At 45.2% G+C, this 26297-nt stretch carries 15 protein-coding genes; 9 read left to right on the top strand and 6 right to left on the bottom strand.

Annotation, left to right across the window (positions count from 1 at the left end; all coding sequences use genetic code 11):
• Positions 1 to 117: 117 nt before the first annotated feature.
• The gene (locus ACQEXR_RS13240) at positions 118 to 1494 is read right to left on the bottom strand and encodes a PhoH family protein (RefSeq protein WP_138971934.1); all 1377 of its coding nucleotides are present in this window, start codon (positions 1492 to 1494) and stop codon (positions 118 to 120) included.
• 474 nt (positions 1495 to 1968) lie between these two features.
• Between ACQEXR_RS13240 and rapA the strand changes: the two genes are divergently transcribed.
• The 3 genes from rapA to ACQEXR_RS13225 are packed head-to-tail and all read left to right on the top strand — an operon-like array spanning position 1969 to position 6667.
• Positions 1969 to 4878, top strand: a complete 2910-nt coding sequence (gene rapA / locus ACQEXR_RS13235; RefSeq protein ID WP_269377978.1) for an RNA polymerase-associated protein RapA — start codon at positions 1969 to 1971, stop codon at positions 4876 to 4878.
• Between the two features lie 58 nt (positions 4879 to 4936).
• Positions 4937 to 5674 (top strand): bifunctional tRNA pseudouridine(32) synthase/23S rRNA pseudouridine(746) synthase RluA, encoded by a 738-nt coding sequence (rluA, locus tag ACQEXR_RS13230; protein ID WP_138971936.1) that lies wholly within the window; start codon positions 4937 to 4939, stop codon positions 5672 to 5674.
• Positions 5675 to 5704: 30 nt separating this feature from the next.
• On the top strand, positions 5705 to 6667 hold the full coding sequence (locus ACQEXR_RS13225) for a D-2-hydroxyacid dehydrogenase (protein ID WP_427020504.1): 963 nt from the start codon (positions 5705 to 5707) through the stop codon (positions 6665 to 6667).
• Positions 6668 to 6675: 8 nt separating this feature from the next.
• Here ACQEXR_RS13225 and ACQEXR_RS13220 read toward each other — a convergent pair whose 3' ends face one another.
• The 4 genes from ACQEXR_RS13220 to pepA form a co-directional block, all read right to left on the bottom strand.
• Positions 6676 to 7401, bottom strand: coding sequence for a substrate-binding periplasmic protein (locus ACQEXR_RS13220; RefSeq protein WP_427020503.1), 726 nt, complete (start codon positions 7399 to 7401; stop codon positions 6676 to 6678).
• Between the two features lie 141 nt (positions 7402 to 7542).
• Complete coding sequence (locus ACQEXR_RS13215; RefSeq protein ID WP_331417752.1) at positions 7543 to 10401, bottom strand: valine--tRNA ligase; 2859 nt, start codon at positions 10399 to 10401, stop codon at positions 7543 to 7545.
• Positions 10402 to 10620: 219 nt separating this feature from the next.
• Positions 10621 to 11070: a DNA polymerase III subunit chi gene (locus ACQEXR_RS13210; protein ID WP_427020502.1), complete on the bottom strand. Its 450-nt coding sequence runs from the start codon at positions 11068 to 11070 to the stop codon at positions 10621 to 10623.
• A gap of 71 nt (positions 11071 to 11141) precedes the next feature.
• On the bottom strand, positions 11142 to 12650 hold the full coding sequence (gene pepA, locus ACQEXR_RS13205; RefSeq protein WP_138971941.1) for a leucyl aminopeptidase: 1509 nt from the start codon (positions 12648 to 12650) through the stop codon (positions 11142 to 11144).
• 191 nt (positions 12651 to 12841) lie between these two features.
• Here pepA and lptF point away from each other — a divergent pair, with 191 nt between their 5' ends.
• Positions 12842 to 13945 (top strand): LPS export ABC transporter permease LptF, encoded by a 1104-nt coding sequence (gene lptF, locus ACQEXR_RS13200; RefSeq protein WP_331417754.1) that lies wholly within the window; start codon positions 12842 to 12844, stop codon positions 13943 to 13945.
• A 3-nt stretch (positions 13946 to 13948) separates the two neighbouring features.
• Complete coding sequence (gene lptG, locus ACQEXR_RS13195; protein ID WP_138971942.1) at positions 13949 to 15019, top strand: LPS export ABC transporter permease LptG; 1071 nt, start codon at positions 13949 to 13951, stop codon at positions 15017 to 15019.
• Between the two features lie 47 nt (positions 15020 to 15066).
• On the opposite strand, the gene mutS is transcribed toward lptG, so the two are convergent.
• The gene (gene mutS, locus ACQEXR_RS13190) at positions 15067 to 17631 is read right to left on the bottom strand and encodes a DNA mismatch repair protein MutS (protein ID WP_427020501.1); all 2565 of its coding nucleotides are present in this window, start codon (positions 17629 to 17631) and stop codon (positions 15067 to 15069) included.
• A 302-nt stretch (positions 17632 to 17933) separates the two neighbouring features.
• On the opposite strand from mutS, the gene ACQEXR_RS13185 reads away from it, so the two are divergent.
• The 4 genes from ACQEXR_RS13185 (at position 17934) to ACQEXR_RS13170 (ending at position 26295) form a co-directional block, all read left to right on the top strand.
• Positions 17934 to 18551, top strand: coding sequence for a DUF1449 domain-containing protein (locus tag ACQEXR_RS13185; protein WP_427020500.1), 618 nt, complete (start codon positions 17934 to 17936; stop codon positions 18549 to 18551).
• Between the two features lie 27 nt (positions 18552 to 18578).
• A complete protein-coding gene (locus tag ACQEXR_RS13180; RefSeq protein WP_427020499.1) occupies positions 18579 to 20666 on the top strand; it encodes a peptidase in 2088 nt (695 codons plus the stop codon).
• Between the two features lie 63 nt (positions 20667 to 20729).
• Positions 20730 to 25595 (top strand): DNA repair ATPase, encoded by a 4866-nt coding sequence (locus ACQEXR_RS13175; RefSeq protein WP_427020498.1) that lies wholly within the window; start codon positions 20730 to 20732, stop codon positions 25593 to 25595.
• Entirely contained in the window at positions 25585 to 26295 is a 711-nt protein-coding gene (locus ACQEXR_RS13170; RefSeq protein WP_427020497.1) for a phospholipase D-like domain-containing protein, read from the top strand. The genes ACQEXR_RS13175 and ACQEXR_RS13170 overlap by 11 nt, the downstream gene beginning before the upstream one ends.
• Positions 26296 to 26297: the final 2 nt, after the last annotated feature.

Here is a 26297-nt window from a genome sequence, read left to right as displayed (position 1 = left end):
CACCAGTCCTGAATGTTGATTCGGTTTAATGGCTTTAGTTAAACATATTTAACGGCTATTTGTGAATAATTATCTTAAACAAATGCCGAGATATGAATTATATCTCGGCAAAAGTGACTATAAATTCTCTTCGGCGTATTCGGCTAGTCGGCTGCGAACCACACCATTGAGGTGAATGTTGGCACTTCCTTCAAAGTTTTTAAATCGCTCGACCATATAGGTTAAGCCAGAAGTGACGGGGGTTAGATAGTGAGAATCGATTTGTGCTAGGTTACCTGAGCAGACGATCTTAGTCCCTTCACCACAACGGGTTATGATGGTTTTGATCTGAGAAGCGGTCAGGTTCTGACACTCATCGAGCAAGACGAAGGCATTTTGGATCGAACGTCCGCGCATAAAGTTGATCGATTTGAACTGAATATTGGCTTTGTCGCAGATGTATTTCAATGAGCCTTCAGTGCAGTGATCGTTTTTATGCAATGCTTCTAATGTATCAGTGACGGCCGCAAGCCATGGCATCATTTTCTCTTCTTCACTACCCGGTAAAAAGCCGATCGCTTCACCTATGTCTGGGGTGTTTCGAGTGACGATGATTTTGTCAAAGATGCCTTTTTCTATGGTTTGCTCTAGTGCAGAGGCGAGAGCGAGTAAGGTTTTACCACTACCAGCAGCCCCAGTTAGGATCACCAGATCAATGTCTGGATCGAGTAGGGCATCTAGCGCCATTCCTTGATAGATGTTTTTTGGGGTGATATCCCAAGCGCGTCGATGCATCATTCTTTCACGGCTGAGATCTTTAATCGTGATCGTATCTTGGTCAATCTCCTCTACGCGCCCTGCGAAGTCGCTGTCCTCATCGATCATGTATTGATTGATATAAGTAGGCTCAAAGGGTTCGCGTGCGATGGTGTGATAGGTTCTGCCTGCAAGGGTTTTACTTTCGACATTTTGGACGTTGTTCCAGAACTCTCCTTCAATTTGCTGGAATCCTTTTGTCAGGTATTGCACGTCATCAATGAGCTGATCTGTGCGGTAGTCTTCAACAAACCTAACCCCAGCCCCTTTTGCCCGTAAGCGCATGTTGATGTCTTTGGTGACTAAGATGACTTCGCGCGGTGCACGTTTGTTTTGCAAATAGAGCACACCATTTAAGATGCGGTTGTCACCGGCTTTGTCGGCAAAAGCTTTGACGGTCTCTTGCAGCTCAAAGTCAGCCAGAATGGCAATGTGTCCGGTATTCTCTTTCTCTTTGTTGGTGGGGATGCCTTCGGATATCTCATCTGGAGTGGCATCTTTAAACATCGCTTCTAGTGCACGTATTGCGACACGCGCATCGCGAGCAACATCGCGTTTACTGTCCTTGATTCGGTCAAGCTCTTCAAGAACAGTCATTGGGATAACGACATCGTGTTCCTTAAATGAGTAGATGGCGAGTGGTTCATGAAGAAGAATGTTGGTGTCTAGGACAAAAATTTTCCGGTCTGTATCACCCATAAGCGTCTCCTTGCCAGTTGGCGGCCTGCTTACTCTTCAAGCTTTGCTATGAAGAGGATCTCTGCGGTTGGTTGCAGCGATGTAGCCAGGTAATCAGAGTTCGCTGATGGTTTGACTACAAAAACTGCAAACCCGTGTTGAACGTCATCCTATTTGAATGCATCAGTTGTGCCAGTCAGAAACTTGACGTGAAATGATGCTGCTCATAGATAAGTATAAACAGCTTTTTCAACACGCTCTTTTAGAAGTGCCACTGATTTCTTACACTTTGATGTCACACTCAGCTTGAGTAAAAAATTGTTGGTTTTTGAGGCCTTTGTACGTGACCAATGTCACAGCTTCAAGTAAGATTAGCGACCTTTTTCGGCGTAACGACTGACCTATTTTTCCTCGTCAGTTTCCTTTCAAGTTGCGCAAGAGTTACTAAAATAAATAGACCCATTTTCGAACAAATTTAGATGAGGTAGTCGATTCATGACATTTGCTTTGGGCCAGCGCTGGATCAGCGATACGGAGAGCGATTTAGGTTTAGGAACCGTTGTAGCATTGGATGCTCGTACTGTGACATTAATGTTTGCAGCTTCTGAAGAAAACCGCGTTTACGCTCGAAACGATGCGCCTGTAACCCGAGTGACCTTTAACGCTGGCGATGTGGTTGAAAGTCAGGAAGGGTGGTCTCTTAAAGTTGAGCAAGTTGTCGAAGACCAAGGACTACTAAGCTACATAGGTTCACGTGAAGACAGCGGTGAAGACGGTATTGTTCTGCGTGAAATTATGTTGAGCAACCAGATTCGTTTTAACAAGCCACAAGATAAGTTGTACGCGGGTCAAATCGATCGTATGGATAATTTTGTGCTCCGTTATCGTGCATTGGTGAACCAATACGAACAGCACAAGAGCCCAATGCGAGGTCTGTGTGGTATGCGTGCAGGCCTTATCCCTCATCAGTTATACATTGCACACGAAGTGGGTCGTCGTCATGCGCCACGCGTACTTTTGGCGGATGAAGTCGGTCTGGGTAAAACCATTGAAGCTGGTATGATCATTCACCAGCAAGTACTGGCTGGCCGCGCTGAGCGTATTTTGATTGTTGTACCAGAAACGCTGCAACATCAGTGGTTGGTCGAGATGATGCGTCGATTTAACCTGCATTTCTCCATCTTTGATGAAGAGCGCTGCATTGAAGCATTTGCTGACTCAGAAAACCCATTTGATACTCAGCAATATGTACTCTGCTCGCTCGACTTCTTGCGCAAGAGTCGTAAACGTTTTGAACAAGCACTGGAAGGTGAGTGGGATCTACTGGTTGTCGATGAGGCGCACCACCTAGAGTGGAGCCCAGAGAAGCCAAGTCGCGAATACCAAGTGGTTGAAGGTTTAGCGGAGCGTACGCCAGGTGTTCTATTGTTGACGGCGACACCTGAGCAGCTAGGTCGTGAAAGCCACTTTGCTCGTCTTCGCTTACTGGATTCTGATCGTTTCTTTGACTACCAAGAGTTCATCAAAGAAGAAGAGCAATATGCGCCGGTTGCTGATTCTGTTAGTGCGCTATTCTCTGGTCAAAAGCTGGCAGACGAAGCGAAAAACCAAATTACTGAATTGCTCTCTGAGCAGGATGTGGAGCCACTTTTCCGTATTATCGAAAGTGATAGCGACGAAGAAGCCAAAGCCGCTGCACGCCAAGAACTGATTGATAACCTAATGGATCGTCACGGTACTGGTCGCGTACTTTTCCGTAATACACGTGCTGCAATCAAAGGGTTTCCAACACGTAACGTTCACCTTCTGCCGATGCTGATCCCACAGCAGTACACGACCTCTATGCGTGTGTCGGGCATGATTGGTGGCAAGATGAGTTCGGAAGCTCGTGCGTTAAAGAACCTATACCCAGAAGAGATCTTCCAAGAGTTTGAGGGGGATGATTCAAGCTGGTGGCAATTTGATAGTCGTGTTAACTGGTTACTTGAAAAAATTACCGAAAAGCGCAGTGAGAAAATTTTAGTTATCGCTTCTCGTGCGAGCACTGCACTTCAGTTAGAACAAGCTCTGCGTGAGCGCGAAGGCATTCGAGCTACGGTTTTCCATGAAGGTATGTCGATTCTAGAGCGCGATAAAGCGGCGGCTTATTTTGCCCAGGAAGAGGGCGGTGCTCAGGTACTGATTTGTAGCGAAATTGGCTCTGAAGGTCGTAACTTCCAGTTTGCTAACCAACTGGTGATGTTTGACTTGCCGTTTAATCCGGATTTGCTTGAGCAACGTATTGGCCGTCTTGACCGTATTGGTCAGAACCGCGATATCGATATTCATGTTCCATACCTACAGGGTACGTCACAAGCCATTTTGGCGCGTTGGTTTGATGAAGGCCTTAACGCTTTTGCAGAAACCTGTCCGACAGGTCGCACGGTTTATGACAAATTCGCAGATCGCCTCATTGAAATGCTTGCGTCAGGCGACACGAGTGATTTAGATGATGTGATTGCTGAATCAGCGGTAATGAACAAAGAGTTAAAAGCTCAGTTAGAACAAGGTCGTGACCGTCTATTAGAAATGCACTCTAATGGTGGTGAAAAGGCGCAAGCAATCGTCGATAAGATTGCAGCAACCGACGGCGATACTAACTTAGTGACTTTCGCTTTGAGCCTGTTTGATACGATTGGTCTCGATCAGGACGACAAAGGTGAAAATGCCTTAGTCGTGACGCCATCAGAGCATATGTTGGTTCCGAGTTATCCAGGTCTGCCTTATGAAGGTGCCACCATCACATTTGACCGTGAAACTGCACTGTCTCGTGAGGATATGAACTTTATCAGTTGGGAACACCCAATGATTCAGGGGGGCATTGACTTACTGATGAGTGAAGGCGTAGGTACGACGGCGGTTTCACTACTGAAAAATAAAGCATTGCCAGTTGGTACAATGCTACTAGAACTGGTTTATAAGGTAGATGCTCAAGCGCCTAAGCGCAGCGGAATCAGTCGTTTTCTGCCAACGACGCCAATTCGCTTAATGCTGGACGGAAAAGGGAATGACCTCTCTTCACAAGTTGAGTTTGAGAGTTTTAACCGTCAACTAAGCCCAGTGGGTCGTCATATCGCAACTAAGCTGGTTTCATCGGTACAGGCACAAGTACATCAGATGATTGAAGCCGGCGATAAGCTAGTGGTAGAAAAAGTCGACGCCATTCGCAGCCAAGCTCAGCAAGAGATGCAAGCGAGCCTCAATGCAGAATTAGAGCGCTTACAAGCATTGAAAGCGGTGAACCCCAATATTCGTGATGAAGAACTTGAAGCGATTGAAGAGCAGATTAAGTTACTCACTGGCTATATTGGCCAAGCTCAGTACCAACTAGACTCGTTACGCATGATTGTGGTCTCTCACAACTAATTGGCGTCCTTTAATTGATAAACCCAGCTCTGAGCTGGGTTTTTGTCGGGTATCATTTATGGCAATGACAGAATACAACCCACCACGTGAACCGTGGGTTGAAATCGTGTTTGAAGACGAGCACATCTTAGCGGTGAATAAGCCGTCTGGTTTGCTTTCTGTTCCGGGGCGAGCAGCAGAACATTATGACAGTATGTGGTCTCGCTTGATGGAAAATTACCCTGATGTTCAGGTGGTTCATCGCTTGGATATGGATACATCCGGTCTGATGGTTTTCGCAAAGCATAAACATGCTGAAAGGGCGTTAAAGAAGCAGTTTCAGTATCGACTGACGCACAAAGTCTATTATGCGCGAGTCTGGGGGCATGTCGAGCAACAAGAAGGAGTGCTCGATTTCCCATTGATTTGTGACTGGCCGAATAGACCGCGACAGAAGGTTTGCTATCAAGATGGTAAACCATCGAAAACCATTTTCCAGGTGGTGAAACGAGAAGAGAAAACCACCATCGTTAGATTGCTACCTGTGACAGGTCGCTCTCATCAACTGCGCGTTCACATGCAAGCTTTAGGACACCCAATTGTCGGAGACGAATTTTATGCGGAGCAAGAGGCGTATGAATACTCAAATCGCCTAGAGTTGCATGCGGCGGAGCTCAGTTTTTATCATCCGCGCAGTGAATGGCTGCGTAGTATTTTTGTACCGTGTGACTTCTATCTTGAAGCAGAAGAGATGATCTTTGATTATTTTGATCCTGTGCGAAAATTACCAGACTACAAAACGCTGCCACACCAATAACTGTTTATAAGGCAGCAACAAGGAGGTTATATGTCGCTGCCAACGGTTGTTTTTCTTGATCGAGCAACCATCCCTACGCAAATTGAATTGCCATCTCTTCCATTTCCGCATCACTGGGTTGAGTACGATTTCACCACCCCAGCGTTGGTGGTTGAACGTGCTCACCAAGCAGAAGTGATCATTACGAACAAAGTAGTGCTAGATAGCAATATCTTGAGTCAACTAACTAACCTTAAATTGGTCGCTATCTCGGCTACTGGATTTAACAATGTTGATATCGACTATTGTCAGCAACATGGTATCGCTGTGACCAATGTGCAGGGGTATGCCACTCAGTCTGTACCAGAGCATGTGATTGCGATGATGTTTGCGCTTAAACGCAATTTGAAAGGCTATCACAATGATATAGCGGCAGGAGAGTGGCAACGTAATAAGCAGTTCTGTTTCTTTACTCATCCCATTAGCGATACAGCTGGCTCAACGATGGGGGTGATTGGCAGTGGAGCATTAGGGCAAGCGACAGCAGCTGTGGCTAAAGCGTTGGGGATGCATGTTGTCTTTGCGGAACGCAAAGGGATTTCTCCGTGTCGAGAAGGTTATCTGCCGTTCGAACAAGTACTCGCACAAGCTGATGTGTTAACCCTACATTGCCCGTTAAGCGAAGAGACACGTCATCTTATCGGTCGCAATGAACTGGCTGCGATGAAATCATCCAGTATCGTTATCAACACTGGTCGAGGTGGTTTGGTCGATGAAGAGGCGCTGGTGGATGCCCTAAAACAAGGTGTCATTCGTGGCGCGGGCGTCGATGTCTTTACCGATGAGCCAGCGGATGAATCCAACTCACTTATTGCCAATATGCACTTGCCAAACTTATTACTCACGCCACATGTTGCTTGGGGGAGTGATTCATCAATCCAAAATCTTGCCAATATTCTTATTGATAACATCAGTGCATTTATGGATGGGCGTGAACAAAATCGAGTTGTATAGCGCCCAATTCACTGCCCGGTTGACACCATTTGTTTCAGTCCTTGGTTGAAGAGTTTCATCAGCTCTTCGGCCTCTGGATGTGCTTTGGAAAACAATAAGTAACTGTCATTAGTGAGAAACGGTTTGGGGTTGTATGTGATCAACTCTTGGGTCTCAATTGGCATTTTGCCTAATGTGAATAGACCAATATTTTTCTCTTCAGGAACGAGCTCAACCCTTCGATATTTGAGTAACTGGAAGGCCTTATTGGGGGTTTCAACTCGGTTTATTGTAATCTCTTCATCGGCTAACATTTTGTCGAGATTGACACCGTAGCTATAACCGAGTCCCCCTCCCAAATGTTTACCTTTGATATCCGCTAAGCTCTGCCATTGGAATGGATAATCTTTACGATGGAAGAAGACAAACTGCTCTTGAGCAACGGGATCACTAAACAGAAAATACTCGGTACGCTCCTGAGCAAACATCCACACAGCCGTTGCAACAAAATCGCCTTCGCTGGCCTGTTTGTATGCGCGTTTCCAAGGGAAAAAGTGAAATTCGACCAGATAACCTTGTTTGGCAAATACGTCAGTAATTGTTTTCCCAACATACCCATAATCTTCAAGCTGTTCTCCGATAAAAGGTGGCCAGTTTCCGGCTGCAATTTTGATGATTTTTGGCTCATCAGGTGTCGATGCTTGGGATGAGAAACAGGCCAAAAGAGCACCAACGAAAGCTAAGTAGTGTTTCATGTTCTGGTCTATCCGAGTTGTTCGTCTCTTAAAATTAGAATAATAATCGAAACAAACCAAGCCCATTCAATAATATAGATGTAAATAAAAAGGCTGGTCGTTGAGACCAGCCTTGATGTTATTTAATCTAAGAGAACAAACTTATAGCGCTGCAATTGTTGCTTTTTGCTCTTCTAGCTTACTTAATGTCTCTTTGTAGCCTTCTAGTTTCTCACGCTCTTTCGCAACAACAGCTTCCGGTGCTTTAGCAACGAAGCCTTCGTTACCTAGCTTACCGTCAAGACGTTTGATTTCGCCTTGAGTCTTCTTGATTTCACCATCGAGACGAGCAAGTTCCGCATCTTTGTCGATAAGACCAGCCATTGGGATCATCAGTTCAGATTTAGCAACGAGTGCTGTTGCACACGCTGGAGTTTCTTCGCCTGACTCAAGAACACGCACTGACTCAAGTTTCGCTAAAGAAACTAGAACTTGTTTGTTTGCTTCTAGTCGAGCTGCATCTTTTTCGTTTGCCGCTTTTAGCATAACTTCAAGTGGTTTACCTGGATTGATGTCGTACTCAGCACGTAGGTTACGAATGCTGGTGATGAATGACTTAACCCACTCGATGTCATCAAGAGCTTCTTGGTTGAAGTTTGCTTCATCAAACTGAGGAAGCGCTTGAAGCATAATGGTGTCACCTTCAACGCCGTCAACAAGAGGCTTGATGCTCTGCCAAATAGTCTCGGTGATGTAAGGAATCACTGGGTGTGCTAGGCGAAGCGTCTTCTCTAGAACTGTGATTAGCGTGCGACGTGTACCACGTTGCTGAGCTTCATTTCCTTTCCATAGAACAGGTTTGGTTAGCTCTAGGTACCAGTCACAGAATTGGTTCCAGATGAACTCATAAATTGTGTTCGCTGCCATATCTAGACGGTAGTTATCTAGGTGGGCGTTGAACTCTTGCGCTGCAAGCTCAAACTGAGATTCGATCCACTTGTCTGCAAGAGAGTATTCAACTTCACCAGCACCAAAGCCACAATCTTGCTCTTCTGTGTTCATGAGTACGTAACGGCTCGCGTTCCATAGCTTGTTACAGAAGTTACGGTAACCTTCTAGACGTTTCATATCCCAGTTGATGTCACGACCAGTAGAAGCCATTGCCGCGAGAGTGAAACGCAGTGCGTCAGTACCGTATGGTTCGATACCGTTCTCAAATGTCTTACGTGTGTTCTTCTCGATCTTCGCTGCAAGTTGAGGCTGCATCATGTTGCCAGTGCGCTTCTCAACAAGAGACTCTAGGTCGATGCCGTCGATCATATCGATAGGGTCAAGAACGTTGCCTTTAGACTTAGACATCTTGTCGCCGTTTTCGTCACGGATTAGACCAGTAACGTAAACCGTTTTGAATGGTACTTGTGGTTTACCATTCTCATCTTTACAGAAGTGCATCGTCATCATGATCATACGAGCAACCCAGAAGAAGATGATGTCAAAACCCGTAACCAATACATCTGAAGGGTGGAATGTCTTCAGGTCGTCAGTGTTTTCTGGCCAACCTTGAGTACCAAACGTCCATAGTGCAGAAGAGAACCAAGTATCCAGTACGTCGTCGTCTTGGCGTAGAACCACGACTGGCGCTAAGTTGTTGTTAGCACGAACTTCTTCTTCAGAGCGACCTACGTATACATTACCGTCATTGTCGTACCATGCTGGAATGCGGTGACCCCACCATAGCTGACGTGAGATACACCAGTCTTGAATGTCACGCATCCAAGAGAAGTACATGTTTTCGTATTGCTTAGGAACGAATTGGATTTCGCCATCTTCAACCGCTTTTGTTGCCGTTTCAGCTAGAGGCGCTGTGCGAACGTACCATTGGTCTGTCAGCATTGGTTCGATAACCACACCGCCACGGTCACCGTAAGGAACCGTTAGGTCGTGATCTTTCACTTCCTCAAGCAGGCCCAGTTCGTCAAACTCAGCAACGATAGCCTTACGCGCAGCGAAACGCTCCATGCCACGGTATTTTGCTGGGATATCTGTAGAGTAAGCATCGCTTGCTTCACCGTTTGTCGTGAAGACTTCAGCCGCATCACGGATATCAGCGTTGAAAGTTAGGATGTTGATCATTGGTAGCTGGTGACGCTTACCTACTTCATAGTCGTTGAAGTCGTGAGCTGGTGTGATCTTCACACAGCCAGTACCTTTTTCCATATCCGCATGCTCATCGCCTACGATAGGGATGCGACGATCAACGATTGGAAGGATGATCTCTTTACCGATAAGATCTTTGTAACGAGGATCTTCTGGGTTAACTGCAACACCAGTATCACCAAGCATTGTTTCAGGACGAGTTGTCGCAACAACAATGTAGTCTTTGCCTTCGGCAGTTTTGACGCCGTCCGCTAGTGGGTAGCGGAAGTGCCACATATGGCCTTTTTTGTCTTTGTTTTCTACTTCTAGATCAGAGATCGCAGTGTGTAGCTTTGGATCCCAGTTAACGAGACGCTTACCGCGGTAGATAAGATCTTCTTCGTATAGACGAACGAAAACTTCTTGAACGGCATTTGATAGACCGTCATCCATTGTGAAACGTTCACGATCCCAGTCTACAGATGCACCAAGACGACGGAGCTGTTTAGTGATCGTACCGCCAGATTCACCTTTCCATTCCCAGATTTTGTCGATGAAAGCATCACGGCCATAGTCGTGTTTTGTTTTGCCTTCTTCAGCAGCAATCTTGCGCTCCACAACCATTTGAGTCGCGATACCAGCATGGTCAGTACCTACCTGCCAAAGGGTATTTTTACCCTTCATACGTTCAGCACGGATAAGTGTATCCATGATAGTGTCTTGGAACGCGTGGCCCATATGTAGGCTACCAGTGACGTTCGGTGGCGGGATCATGATGCTGTAAGCTTCTTTAGTCGTGTCACCGTGTGGCTTGAAGTAGCCTTTCTCTTCCCAAGCTTGATATAAAGCCTGTTCAATTGAAGTTGGGTTGTATGTCTTTTCCATAATCGCCTTTTTTCTCGTCATATTTGGGCTGATCGCTGTGTTAACTGCACTCGCAAACCCTAATCAAATACTTAATGTATATTCATAGGGACTTACTCACTGTTGCCTTGCTTTTCGCCCAACTATTTAGAGAAAATCTTATCTGGTTGATGGTAAATCTTAGTCAATCATTATAAGTGAACTCTCTAGAGTGGAGAGCTTAACTATAAGGATTGACCGTTAGTTGTGTTTGATTTCGATCGTTTGTAGCTGATAACCAGCTTGGCGGTAGATTTTATATCTTTCTCGCGCCAGTTGCTTGGCTTTTTCCTCGCAAGAGACGAAGTCTACCACCTCAGCAAACTTGTTCGCAAAGGTTGTCTCATTTTCAGCCAAATTTATTACTAATTGTCTGTTCCATGAAGGCTTGACCCCCTGATAGCCAATCTCGATATTGGTTGCATATCGCGGACCTTCACCGACTAGATTATGAGCCATAAATTCGCTGCTATCGACTTGCCAAAATCGTTCTGCTAACTGTTCTGCATGTGATTTATTATTGCAGTTAAGGTAGACCTTTGCTCCTTGCTTAGCAAAGTGACGAGTAAGAAACAGAATGTACTCTTCGAATCCATCAGGGGTAGCCTGATGAGATTGTTCAGCAATGAGATAAAATGTAGCGTTCGCCATGTTCTGATCCTTTTGCACACAAAGGCAGAAAATAAAAAAGGGCCTGTCGGCCCTTTTAAAGATGTTGAGGTTTATTCCTCTGTCTCTTGGCCACTGCGATTAAGCAGGAATTGGACAAGCATCGAGACTGGACGGCCCGTTGAGCCTTTTGCCGCACCTGACTTCCACGCAGTACCTGCGATATCAATGTGCGCCCAGTGGTACTTCTTCGCGAATTTAGACAAGAAGCAACCCGCAGTAATCGTGCCACCAGGGCGACCACCGATGTTTGCCATATCCGCAAATGGGCTCTTCAATTGCTCATGGTATTCATCAGCCATTGGTAGACGCCATGCACGGTCACTTGCTTGCTCAGAAGCGTTGACTAGCTCGTGAGAAAGAGGGTTATGGTTTGAGATAACACCGCTGATATGGTGACCTAACGCAATCACACAAGCACCGGTTAGCGTTGCAACGTCAACGACACAATCTGGCTCAAAACGTTCAACGTAAGTCAGCGCATCACAAAGAACGAGTCGACCTTCCGCATCGGTGTTTAGCACTTCAACCGTTTGACCGGACATCGTTGTTAGGATGTCACCTGGACGGTATGCATTGCTGCCTGGCATGTTTTCACAACCAGCTAAAACGCCGATAACGTTGATTGGCAGGTTCAGTTTCGCCAATGCCTTCATGGTACCGAATACTGAAGCCGCACCACACATGTCGTACTTCATTTCGTCCATGCCTTCGCCTGGCTTAAGTGAGATACCGCCAGAATCGAAAGTTAGACCTTTACCAACAAGAACGATTGGTTTTGCTTCTGGATCTGGGTTGCCCTTGTATTCCATGATAGACATCATAGATTCATTTTTAGAGCCACGGCCTACTGCTAGGTATGAAGTCATACCCAGTTTTTCCATCTCTTGCTCGCCAATGATTTTAGTCGTAACGCTTTCGTAATCGTCTGCTAGGCGACGTGCTTGCGAAGCTAGGTATGCAGGGTTTGCGATATTTGGTGGCATGTTGCCAAGATCTTTCGACGCTTTAACACCAGAGGCAATCGCTAGACCATGTGCGATCGCTTTTTCACCGAGGTTGAGTTCGCGGCGTGTAGGTACGTTGAATACCAGTTTACGCAGAGGGCGACGTGTTTCTGGTTTGACACTCTTGAATTGATCGAAGGTGTAAAGACCATCTTTCGTTGCTTCTACCGCTTGACGTACTTTCCAGTATGTATCACGGCCTTTAACGTGCAGTTCCGTCAGGAAGCAGACGGCTTCCATCGAACCCGTCTCGTTAAGTGTGTTGATGGTTTTTTGAATGATCTCTTTGTATTGACGTTCGCCAAGCTCACGTTCTTTACCACAACCAACGAGTAGTACGCGCTCTGATAGCACGCCTGGTACTTGATGAAGTAGGAGCATTTGCCCCGGTTTTCCTTCCAGATCACCACGGCGAAGTAGTGAACTGATATAGCCATCGCTGATTTTATCTAGCTGCTCAGCAACTGGAGAAAGGCGACGTGGCTCGAACACGCCCACAACGATACACGCGCTGCGCTGCTTCTCTGGACTGCCACTTTTTACACTGAACTCCATGCGTACTCCTACATCCTGAAGACAAATAGAACTAAATGTTAGATAATGCCGTCTTACTTGTTGATTCCTTACTCGGAACTATCCTTAAATAAGCGCATTAACAGTTAGCCAAAAAATTTAAAAATAAAAGGTTCAACGGGAAATTATAGTGATTCAATTAAAAAAACAAGTTTTGTATAGGTAATTTCAGCGTGATTATTGTTAGATATTTGATCCGCGAGACACTCAAAAGCCAATTAGCGATATTTTTCATCCTGTTTTTAGTGTTCCTCAGCCAAAAACTGATTAAGGTTTTGGCTGATGCTTCGGATGGGGATATCCCCGCGAGTTTGGTCATGCATTATGTTGCCTTGAGCATGCCGTCGATGGGCCTACTGATGTTACCTCTGAGCCTGTTCTTAGGTATTTTGCTGACTTTCGGTCGCTTATATGCGGAAAGTGAAATTACGGTTATGAATGCTACTGGCATTGGTAACAAATTCTTGATCCGTGCGGCTCTGTACCTTGCTGTCATTACCGGAGTTATTGCTGGTTTTAACTCATTTGTCTTTTCACCCTACAGCCAAGACAAATTGGTTCAGCTTCAAGAAGAAGTTGAAGCGGAAAACAGCGTCGATCTGCTTAAAAAAGGTCACTTCCAAGGCACGCCTGACGGTTCATCGGTGGTTTTCATCGATGATATTGATGGCAAACAACTTAAGCATGTTTTTGTCGCGCAGATGAGACCGCGTGACTCTATATTGCCGAGTGTTTCATTCTCGCAATCAGGTGAAGTTAAAGAGCTAAGCGATGGGCGTCAGGTTATTCGCATGTATGATGGTACTCGCTATGAAGGTGTGCCAACGCGAGTGGATTACATGGTGACGAAATTTGATCAATACGAAGGTCTGATTGGTCAACGAGATGTCAAACGTAAAGGGCGAGATTGGGAAGCGATCCCAACGCTAGAATTGATTCAAAATCCAGATCCAAGAGCGCAAGCAGAATTACAGTGGCGTATTTCTCTCGTGGTTTGTATCCCATTACTGACCATGTTGGTCGTACCTCTATCGGCGGTTAACCCTCGTCAGGGGCGTTTTGCCAAAATGGGACCAGCGATATTAATTTATTTAGCGTACTTCCTTTCGATTAGTGCAACCAAATCTGCGCTTGAAGATGGATCTATTCCAGCATTTATTGGTATGTGGCCAATCAATGCTGCACTACTGTTAACTGCAATCGGCATCAACTCGATGGACAGCATTCCTGTTCGCCGCTTTAAAGATAAATTAAGACAAAGAAAGAAGGCAGCGTAAGTCGTGTTTAAAATTCTCGATCTCTATATCGGCAAAACCATCATTGCCACGACCTCTCTAGTGCTGGCTACGTTTGTTGGCCTGTCTGCCATCATCAAATATGTTGAACAGCTGCGTAAAGTTGGCGAAGGTTCTTACGATCTTATTCAAGCACTGTTTTTTGTGCTGTTAAGTATTCCTCGTGATATTGAAATGTTCTTCCCAATGGCGGCACTGTTAGGGGCTCTAATTGGGTTAGGGATGCTGGCTTCAAGCTCAGAACTTGTGGTGATGCAGGCCGCGGGTTTTTCTAAGCTTAATATCGGTATGTCCGTGCTTAAAACGGCAGTGCCTCTAATGGTATTGGTGACATTGCTTGGTCAGTGGGGCGCCCCACAGGCTCAAAAAATGGCACGTGATTTACGAGCTTTTTCTACATCTGGTGGTGCGATCTTATCGGTGCGAACGGGTGTGTGGGCGCGTGATGCCAACGATTTTATCTTTATTGGTAAAGTCGAAGACGACAAAATCTATGGTATGAACATGTGGCGTTTTGATGCAAACAAGCGTCTCGAAAGTGTCGTCCATGCTGCGACGGTAGAGTATGTTTCTGATAATACTTGGACCATGAAGGATGTTGAGCTAACTGAGATGGTGGATGAAGTAGAAATTTCGAAGCAAAGCCTACCTGAGTACAGTTGGACGACCTCGCTAGCCCCAGATAAGTTAGCGGTTGTAACGGTAAAACCAGAAGAGCTTTCTTTGGGCGGACTTTATGATTATGTCAGTTATCTCAAGGCATCGGAGCAAGACCCTTCACGCTATGAGCTAGCGTTTTGGCGCAAGGTCACTCAGCCGTTTTCTATCGCGGTGATGATGCTGATGGCGCTCTCTTTTATCTTTGGTCCTTTGCGTAGTGTGACTATGGGTGCTCGGATTCTTTCGGGCGTTATTGCCGGATTCACTTTCTATATTTCGAGTGAGTTCTTTGGTCCTCTTAGCTTGGTTTACAACATTCCCCCAGTATTTGGTGCGGTCATGCCAAGCGTGGTATTCCTGACCATCGCATTGATGTTATTGCGTCGAAAACTGTAGTGCGAAACATATTAATAAAGGCAGCCAACTGGCTGCCTTTTTCATACCTAAAGAAGTTTCTTTAATCGATACAGCTCTTCAAGAGCTTGTCTTGGGGTGAGCTCGTCTGGATCGATGTTCGCAAGCGCTTGCTCAACTTCGCTTGGCTCTGGGATCAAGCTCAGTTGATTGGCGATGTCGACAGCAGGAGATTGGCTTGGTTTTTCACCGTTGAGGCTGAGTTGTTCGAGCTGAGTGAGTTTCGTGCGAGCATTTTTAATTACGCTCTTCGGTACGCCTGCAAGTCCAGCAACGGCAAGGCCATATGACTTACTTGCTGCCCCTTCTTGCACAGCATGCATAAATGCAATGCTGTCACCGTGTTCTACGGCGTCAAGGTGGACGTTCGCCAGATGTGGAATTTGATTCGGCAACTCAGTCAGTTCAAAGTAGTGCGTGGCAAACAAGGTCATTGAACCTAGCTGTTTTGCTAGCCACTCTGCACTGGCCCAAGCCAGAGATAGACCATCGTATGTACTGGTGCCTCGACCAATTTCATCCATCAACACTAGGCTGTTTGCGGTTGCATTGTGAAGAATATTGGCGGTTTCTGTCATTTCAACCATAAAAGTCGATCGTCCTGAAGCCAAATCATCAGATGCACCAATGCGGGTAAAAATACGGTCGATTGAGCCAATTTGTGCAGATTCAGCCGGTACGTAAGAGCCGATATGAGCCAGTAACGCAATCAAAGCGGTTTGGCGCATATACGTGGATTTACCCCCCATGTTAGGGCCTGTAATAATCAGCATCTTGCGCTTTGAGTTGAGCTCAATCGGGTTGGCGATAAAAGGTTCATCCATTACTTGTTCAACGACAGGGTGACGACCATTCTGAATGTGAATACCCGCCTCTTTTGTTAAGTTAGGGCGGCAGTAATCTAAGCTGTCGGCTCGTTCGGCAAGGTTCTGAAGAACGTCAATTTGCGATACTGCTGAGGCGAGATTCTGCATCTGTTCTAGATGAGGTAGTAATAGGTCAAATAACTCTTCCCAAAGTTGTTTCTCGACCGCGAGTGCTTTTGATTTCGAGTTTAAAACCTTGTCTTCATGCTCTTTTAGTTCTGGGATGATGTAGCGCTCGGCATTCTTTAACGTTTGGCGGCGCACATAATGGGGTGGCACAAGGTGACTTTGCCCGCGGCTGACTTGGATGAAGAAACCATGAACATTGTTGTAACCCACCTTTAGGCTGTCAATGCCGTGGCGTTCGCGTTCCTCTTGTTCGAGTTGATCAAGAAACTCGGTTGCACCATCAGCGAGTTTTCGCCATTCGTCGAGTTCCTCGTTGTAGCCAGTCGCAATAACACCACCATCACGAATAACAACGGGTGGATTCTCTTTAATTGCACGTTCGAGCAAGTCACAAACATCGTCCATTGGTGCGGCAAATTGTGCCAGCTTAACCAAATAAGGGTTGGCTAGGCTGCCCATGTTTTCTGCTAACTCTGGTAACTGCTGCATGGCAAATCGGAGACGAGCCATATCACGAGGTCGTGCACTGCGTAACGCAAGTCGTCCTAAGATACGCTCAATATCCCCGATTTGTTTGAGAACAGGATGGAGTTCAGAGTAGACAGCCTGCTCTTTGAGTTCCGTGATAGCGTTGAGACGTTGGTTGAGTGTCTCGATGTCTCGCATTGGCTGGTGTAACCAGCGCTTGAGCATGCGACTGCCCATGGCTGTCGCGGTATGGTCGAGCACTCCCGCCAATGTATTGTCTGTACCACCGGCAAGGTTATGGGTGATCTCTAGATTGCGACGTGTCGCTGCATCGAGGATGACTGAGTGATCTTGACGATCAAACGTTAAAGAGCGGATATGTGGCAGTGCGGTACGTTGGGTATCTTTTACGTACTGGATAAGACAGCCCGCAGCACACAAGCCGAGTTTGGCGTGTTCAACACCAAAGCCAACCAGATCTTTGGTACCAAACTGTTGGTTGAGCTGTTGCTTTGCCGTGTCGAGCTCAAACTCCCACACAGGGCGACGGCGGTTACCATTACGGCCGTTCATCAACTGAACAGGTTCAAAGTCCTCGGGGAATAGTAGCTCACGGGGTGCGGTACGTTGCAGCTCTGCGGCCATGGCTTCTTCGGTTTCTGGCTCCATTAACTGGAAGCGTCCAGAGGTAACGTCAAGTGTTGCGTATCCGAATTTACCGTTGTGATGGTAGATGGCAGCGATTAGATTATCTAAACGCTCAGAAAGCAGAGCCTCGTCAGTCACTGTACCCGGAGTGACAATACGCACCACGGCGCGTTCGACGGGACCTTTGCTTGTTGCGGGATCGCCAATCTGTTCACAAATAGCGACGGATTCACCAAGCTGAACGAGTTTTGCTAAGTACCCTTCGACAGCATGAAAGGGCACACCAGCCATAGGAATAGGCTCACCAGCGGATGCTCCACGCTTAGTCAGCGATATGTCTAATAGCTGAGATGCGCGCTTGGCATCATCGTAGAAGAGTTCATAGAAGTCTCCCATTCGATAAAACAGCAAAATATCTGGGTTCTCAGCTTTGAGCTTGAGATATTGCTGCATCATAGGTGTGTGTTTTTGTTCAGCTTTCACGGGCAACGTCTTTCGTTTATTTCTATTGCGGCTTAGGATACGTGAATAGCCATTCTGCGAAAAGAGAACCGAACACTTTATCTTGGCCCAGTGCCAATAAGTTAGTGAACTAACGAGTTTTTATGAAGTAGATCATATTAATGTGTAAATGGTTTCTAATTGTTAAATTGATTATGTAATCTGTGTGGTATGGTTTAAATTGTTGATATTTATATTTTTATGATTAAATTATCAATAGTTTAATTGGTATGAGTGGTGGTATAAGGCACTATTCTATAAGACTGTACACATAAATAAATATAATGAACCTAAGTGAATTTTTCTCAGTACTGACTGCATTTCCAACCAATGTTTTCTTCGTCCCTTTGGTCTTTATTTCCCTAGTGATGTTGGTTGATTTGGTATTTAACGTTGTCGAAAGCACAGTACTATCTGAGTTTGATCTTTTTGATATTGACAATATTCCTGGGGCGGGACTTCTTCTTCCTCCTCTACTTTCTAAAGTGCCATTGATGGTGGCGTTGAGTACGAGTTTTTTCATCGCCACAGTGATGTCATTTTACGTATCTCACTACAGTCAAAATTGGTTGAGTGGCGTTCTTTTAGAGGGGCTGAACGTCCTTTCTTTGCCTGTTATCGCTTATTTTTCTTTAGTCATTGCCGCTTGGCTTTTAAAGCCGTTGAGTCCACTGTTTGATAAGAAGAAGGCTTTTGCTCATGTCGAGTTTGTCGGCCTTAAGGCTCGAGTTCACAGCAGTTTAGTGACTACGGATATGGGAGAGGTAATGGTTATGCAAAATGGTAACGAGTATCTACTCGATGCGATTTGTAATCAGGGCGCTGAGTTCAAATATGGTGATGAGGTTGTGATAGTAGCTAAAACAACAGAGCCTCGTCGCTACTTAATAGCAGAAAAATAAATAGAGTTTTACAACAGGAGTTGGCTAATGGAAATTTCTCCAAGTATGGTTTTTATCGCGGTTGGCATTGGTTTAGTAATGCTTATTCTTATATTTCTTACCACGCGCTATAAGAAAGTTAGGGGGGAAGGTGATGCGTTGATTGTCAACGGCTTAGATCGTACGCGAGCTTCTTTAACTGGTACCTTTGTTTGGCCAGTAATCAATCAATTTGAATATATGGATATCACGCGTAAGAAGATCTCAGTGATTCGAAGTGGTCGTAAGGACCAAGAAGGTGAAGAGTACGAAGGGCTGCACTGTAGCGACAACATTCGAGCTGACTTGAAAGTTGACTTTTATATTGGCGTTAATCATGAAGAAGAAGATATTGTTCGAGTTGCTAAGCTTTTTACTGCTCATGAAGCATCTAACTTGGAGCGCTTGAAAGAGCATTTTCAACCAAAGTTCTCAGAAGCTCTTAAAACGGCAGTGAAGCAATTTGAATTTGAAGAGCTCTTGACTAATCGCCGTGATTTTCGCGATGCGGTAGTTCAAGTGATTGGCAGCGAGATGGATGGCTTTAAGATCTATGATGTTGTGATTGATAAAATCGATCAGACCGCATTAGATGCACACAACCCAGACAACATCCTTGATGTTGAAGGTATTCGTAAGATTTCAGCTATTACAGCACAAAAAAATACCGAAACGAATGCTATCCGTCAGGATGAGCGTACAACGATTAAAAAGAAAAATGTTGAAGCAGAAGCGAACCGTCTACAGTTGGACAAGCAAGAGCAGGAGAGCATTGCTCGTGCACAGCGAGAAATTGAAATTATTAAGGCGCAGGAAGAAGCGCTTTCCTCTGAAAAGAAAGAAGAATATCAGCGTGTTACAGAGCTGGCTAAGTTAGAGACCGAGGAAGAGGTCGCTAAAAAACGCGAAAGTGTTCAGATGGAGGTGGAGATGACTCGGATTGCGAACCAGAGACAAGTTGCCATTCAAGAAGAAGAGTTAACTCGTTCTGTAGAAACTGAAAAAGTTCGCACAGCGACAGAAGTTGCAGAAAAAGAAATGCAAAAAGAGACCACTGTGGAAGAGTCTCTTAAATCTGTAGCAGAAACACGCTCACAACGTGTCGAGATTGAACGTAAGATTGCTCGTGAAGAAGAAGAAACAGAGAACTTACGTGTCAATGAGCAGGTAAATCGTAAGAAACGCGTGACCATGGTTGAAGCTGAAGCTGCAGCTGAAGCGGCGCAACTGGAACTGCTTGTTGCGGCTCGTGCGGAGAAAGACGCAGCGAAAGAGAGAGCAGAGCGTCTATTAATTGAAAATGAAGCCAAATTGAAAGTGAAAACTCGTGAAGCAGAGAATGAGTTAGCGGTTAAGTCACGTGAAGCGGAGGCCGCATACGTTGTTGCTGTTAAACGAGCAGAAGCGGAATTTATTGCTAAAGATAAAGACGCTGCAGCAAAAGAGCGAATGGCACAAGCAGAGAAAGAGTTGATTAGTGCAACGGGTCTTGCGCAGGTTGAAGTCGATCGTGAGCGTGCTCAGGCGATTCGTGAAACGGGTGAAGCGGAAGCATACACCTTGCAAAGTGCAGGTGAAGCTGAGGCTCAGGCGCTGCGTGCTAAGGGATTAGCGGAAGCTGAGGCGCAGTCAGCTCGTTTTGAAGCGGCGCAGCAGTATGACGAACATACGCGTGAGCACGACAAGTGGGTAATGCAACTGCAGCAAGAGAAAGACTTAGAGCTGGCACGTATCGATGCACAGAAATCGATAGTGGGTGAAAATGCACAAGCGATCGCTCAGGCATTGTCACAAGCTGATATCAAGTTGTTTGGTGGTGAAGGTGTTGAACAGATTCGCCGTACTATTTTGGATGCCGCAGCGATGGACAGCAAGTTCGAAGAATCCAAAGTACTTAAACCTCTTGTTTCAGACTACATGGAGGGCAATCGTAGTTTACCTCAAGATATTAAAGATATTCTAGAAAACACCGACCTTAAAAGTAGCGATTTAAGCAATGTTGCTCTAGCGAGTTTGCTCAACTCTCAAGGTGGTGCCGCTGAACTGATGAAGAAGATTCAAAGTTCGCTTGATGTTGCTCCTGATAGCAAAGCCTAACTAAATAAACCCACTCCCGCAAAAAATCCCGCTTCGCTGTAAGCGGGATGAACAGGTATAACTATGTCAGATTTGACTCAGAAAGCTGTGAGTGAAGGTGGTGCTTATGAGGTGCTTAAATCTCGTTTGTCTCAGCAAGGTCAGCAACTAAAGTCACTCGCACACTCTTTTAATCAGCAACGTCAACAAGTATTTGGTGCCCAGGAACTAAAACTGGTTGGCAAGACCAATGTTCAAACCGATGCTCGCTGTATTCCTATCGATATGGCACAGGTGAATCAGCAATTGTTGTTTGGCTATCAAGTGCATGTCGGAATGAAAGCAACCCCAGCACTGCAAGATGTGTTTGGTTTATATCAATTACATGAAAATGAAGGAACTTTTCGTGTTGAACCTCTCCCTCTCGAGGGAAGTTTTTTGCATGACCCTCGCTTTTTACATGAGTTCTCAGAGCTATTTACCTATTATCGAGATGCTCGTTTATCGCAGATCTCTCGGCAAGAGAGTACGCTATATATCGCTTTTCAAATAGGTATGCGTGTTGAAGACCGCAAAGTCTTCCGCTTTCAGATCAACGCCAATTCTATTGAGTACCTCGATTCAGCAGGACACGCATCTTTAACGAATCCAGTGCAGCATGACTTTGACTGGATTACGACCACTCGTGATGATCATATTGTGGGTAACCATTCTCATGTTTCTATCGCTGATAAACTGTTTGTTGAATGTATTGGTGGAGACCTGACGATTAAAGTTGAGGACAATACGGAAGATGGTAAAGGAATTTACAGCGAAGAAGTTGAAGATCATCACCAAAGCGTCGCAGATGCTCAGATCCATTACGCCTTTGCGGGTGAGTTAATTGTTCTTAAAATTCGTCCCAACCGAGAGAGACAAGATCGATATTTTATCTACAATCCGTTGAATCAAATTGTCGTTAGGGCTGATGCTTTAAGCCAAAGCGCCAAATTTCTTCCTGAACAGCATGGCATTCTATACTCGCATGGTTTCATGCTCGCTAATGGTGAACATAAACAGTTTGATATGCCATGGCAGCACTTGCAGTTCTTCCAGAAAGTAGTTTCTCCCAATGGAGAAGATGTTTTGTATTTCTTTTTCAACATGTTGGAAGGCTATTACCTAGTGTTCACTTATAACATGATTGAGAAACAGTTTGCTGCTCCAATGGAAAGCCATGGTTTTAGTTTGTACCCTGATGGGCGTATGTTGGTCTTCCAGTTGTCTGAGAACACAGAGGCATCAACAATTCACCCACTACGAGTTTGGGACACGCCTTTCTCAACACCTGAGCATTACGCCAACAATAATGCGTTAGTTGATGGCTCTAACCCTTTATTTAGCTTGGGCAATGCCGAGCTCGTTCGAGCTTTATCGTCAGTCCTTTCAGTGTGTCAGTTGGCGCAAACTGAAGAAGTGACTCAAACAGCGTATGAAGTGCTGCTTAAGCAATGTCAAACGACGTTGGATCATTATCATTGGCTGAGGCAGGACTATGCACAAGGTATAGGGGAAAGAATCAGTGAGCTGATGGAGACAGCCGATAAAATCATTGATGAATTTGCGAAAGTTCAACAACTGCAAAGCCACGCTTTTCAAAGCTTAGAACAGCAACAAGTCGCCATTAATGAATTGGTAGGAAAGATTAAGCTAGCACCCAAAGAGCAGGCAAATGTATTGCTTGGTGTGCTTGCTGAAGTGAAAGGCTTAGTTGGTTCGACAATGGCTTTGCGTCAGCAACACTATGTAGATGTGGCCAGCGTAGATGAAATGTTGGTCACTTTACAGCAGCAGCGTGAATTACTTAACACGCAATTGCTCACCTTACTTCAAGATGAAAAGGCCTATCTGCCCTTCAAGCAGCAGATTAAGAAAATTGAGGCAGACTTAGAGCAGAGTGACAAAACGTCTTATCTGACGAAGCTGCAACAGCAATTAGATGGACTTAGAAGTGACCTTCAATTAGTCACCGAAGAAGTTACCGACATTGAAACGGATGATCCGACTCAGGCGACAAGGATCCTTGACCTCACTACAGAGATTTCAACCTTACTCAATAGCGTTTCTGCAAAACTGCGAAATCGAAGCAAAGGTCTTCAGAGCGAAGAAGCTCAAGCTGAGTTTAGTGCTCAATTTAAGTTGCTAGGTCAATCTGTGAGTAGTGCTATGGAGCAAGCTAACTCACCGGACGACTGTGATACTCAGCTGGCAAAACTGATTAGTCAACTGGATAAGCTCGAGTCCCGTTTCGCCGATTTTGGTCAATTCCTCGTGGAGATATATTCGAAGAGAGATGAGATTCAGTCAACGCTAGATAACCACAAACAGCATTTGATTTCCGCGCAGCAGCGTCGAGTGCAGAATTTGCTTCAAGCAGCAACAGTGACTCTAAAAAGTATTGAAAAACGAGTGGCTAAGTTTGAGGATGTTGCAGGGTTGAATAGCTATTTCGCAACCGATGCTATGGTTCTTAAGCTTCATCAGTTGTCAGAATCAATTCGTGAATTAGGTGACAGCGTAAAGTCAGACAGTTTAGATGCGAAACTGAAATCATTACAAGACCAGTCACTACGTGCATTGCGTGATAACCAAGACATCTTCGAGCAAGGCGGGAAAATATTAAGACTGGGTAAGCACCGTTTCAGTGTAAATCTGCAGGCGCTCGATTTAAGTCTAGTTGAGCAGAGCGATCAGTTATGTACTCATATATCGGGTACTGATTTTTACAACCCAATCGAGGATGAAGCCTTTCTCAAGTTGCAAAATGTCGCAAGGTTAGAGGTCGCTTCTGAAAGTGATACAGTTTACCGTTCTGAGTATCTATCTTACCTGATACTTCACTCTGCGGAGCAAAATTTGTCAGGTTTAACTTTAGATTCTTTATACAAAGCGCATACAGATAATCGATTAATTGAGCTTGTACAGCGTTTTGCTGCGCCTCGTTATCGTGAAGGGTACGTAAAAGGCATTCATGACAGCGATGCTGTACAAATATTGTCGCAATTGTTGCCAATTTATAAGAAGGCGGGATTGCTTCGTTTTGGTCAAGCTGCTAGGGCTAAAGCACTCCTATGGTTGTTAGAGCAAGAAGACGAACGACTGAATGAGATTCGCCAAAAAGCAATTAACGCTGAACTGCTGCGCGAACATTTAAATGCTTCTGAGGCTTTCAGTGCCTTGAAAGAGCATTTAGAGACTGATTTTTGTCAACAAGACGCCGGTGAGAGTGCTAGTTATCTGATTGGTGTTTTGTCACAAAAAGAAACGGGTATTCAAGTTAGCCAAGATGCCTTGGTTCTTTGTGAGGACTACCTGCAATTTCGTCGAAGCTTAGGCTGGTCGCCGACAGAGCAAACGCTTAGAGAACAGCTCAGTGATCATATGTATTGGTTGAGCGCCTACACTGATAAGAATCAACACAGCCAAGCTTTCGTTACGGAAAGTGCAATAATTGCATTGTGCAAAACGCTGTCACAGTTGCCGCTTCAAAGTGTCGATTTTTCGTTGCAATGTACAGTGTCCGGCCTGTTAGGAGAGCATGAAAGCGTCAAAGATGGTCAACTTGACTTAGTGCTGGATGATTTTCTTCAGCGTAGTGAGCGTCATCATAGTACGGTTGTACCTCAATATGAGGCCTACCTTAAGCAAAGATCCGAATTGTTAGCTGAGGCTAAACAGCAGTTTCGTCTCGAGGAATTTAAGCCGCGCCCTTTAACTTCTTTCGTACGTAATAAGCTGATTAGTGACAGTTACTTGCCACTCATTGGTGATAATTTTGCCAAGCAAATGGGCACAGTCGGTGACAATAAACGAACAGATCTTATGGGGATGCTGTTATTGATTTCACCACCTGGCTACGGAAAAACGACACTGATTGAATATGTGGCTCACAAGCTAGGGTTAGTGTTTATGAAGATCAATGGACCTTCTATTGGGCACCAGGCTACATCGCTCGATCCTGCTGAAGCCCCGGATCAAAATGCGGCTCGCGAAATCGAGAAAATTAACTTGGCATTTGAAATGGGCAACAACGTGTTGCTTTATTTAGATGATATTCAGCATACCCATCCAGAATTACTCCAAAAATTCATTTCATTGTGTGATGGTACGCGTCGAATTGAAGGGACTTGGCAAGGAAAAGCGAAAACTTACGATATGCGCGGTAAGAAGTTCGCTGTCGTAATGGCGGGCAACCCATATACAGAAACGGGTGAAGCTTTCCGTATTCCTGATATGTTGGCCAACCGAGCGGATATTTACAACTTGGGTGATATGTTGTCCGACCAAAAGCAAGCCTTTGAATTGAGCTTTATTGAAAACTCATTGACTTCAAATTCAGTGCTGGCACCGTTAGCAACACGTGATCTAAACGACCTATACCGTTTTGTTCGTATGGCTGATGGAGAAAACATTGCATTAAGTGACATGAGTTACTCGTATTCGGCAACGGAAGCAAACGAGATTGTCAGTACCATACAAAAACTGACACTGGTTCGGCAGACGGTGTTGAAGGTGAATCAACAGTATATTCAGTCAGCAGCGACAGCGGATCAATATCGAGTAGAGCCAGCATTTAAGTTACAAGGCTCGTATCGAAACATGAATAAACTGGTCGAGAAAATCTCGTCAGTGATGACTGTCGATGAGATCAATACATTACTTCAGGATCATTACCAAGGAGAGGCGCAAACTCTTGCTAGTGGAACGGAAGAGAACCTATTAAAACTGGCCGAACTGAGAGGTGATATGAACTCAGAGCAGGTTGAGCGATGGCAAGAAATTAAGCTAAATTATCAACGTCAGAAATTAATGGGAGATTCTGAAGATAGGGCCGGTCAGGTGGTTCAACAATTAGCTATGCTGAACCAAAATGTCGCCCGAATTGGCCTGGAGAGCAGCAATGAAACGTAGCCAATGGACAGAGTGGTTAGAGGCATCTTTGTCAGACTATCGCTTAGATGATAGTGAGAGAAATTTTCTTCAGAGTGAGTTAGCTGAGGGCGTGATAAATGACGAAGAGCGCTCCTTTCTACGTAATCAAAGTTTTAAACTTGCCAAAGCTGCTATGGCAGAAAACTCGGAGCCAGAAGGGGTTTTACGCTGGCTTGAGCGTGTTGTGCGGGTGCTAGACAACGTTAGCACCAATCAATCAAGCCAAGTAGCGACAAGCTGGTTCTCTCCAGGAAGACGTTGTGTATCGGGAATTATTGAGCAGCTAAAACTTGCTCGATCTTCAATTGATATCTGCGTCTTTACCATTGCTGATGACGAGTTAACCAAGCATATTCTCCAAGCGCACCAGCGTGGTGTTATGGTTCGCATCATTACTGATAATGACAAAATGTATGATAAAGGCAGCGATATTGAGTACTTAGCGCAACAAGGTGTCCAAGTGAAAATTGATACTACGCGTTATCATATGCACCACAAATTCGCTATTTTTGACCAGAAGAGATTGATTAATGGAAGCTTTAATTGGACGAGGAGTGCATCCCAATACAATCAGGAAGATATCACTTTGTCGGATGATGCACGCTTTCTAATCTCGTTTTCGAGGCAGTTTGAACAACTTTGGCAGCGCTTTCCCTGTCATCAACCTTCACAAAATTAAGG

This window comes from Vibrio sp. TRT 2004, assembly GCF_050113735.1.
Lineage (GTDB): Bacteria > Pseudomonadota > Gammaproteobacteria > Enterobacterales > Vibrionaceae > Vibrio.
The sequence above is the reverse complement of the archived record's forward strand: the minus strand, read 5'-3'. Positions and strand labels throughout refer to the sequence as shown.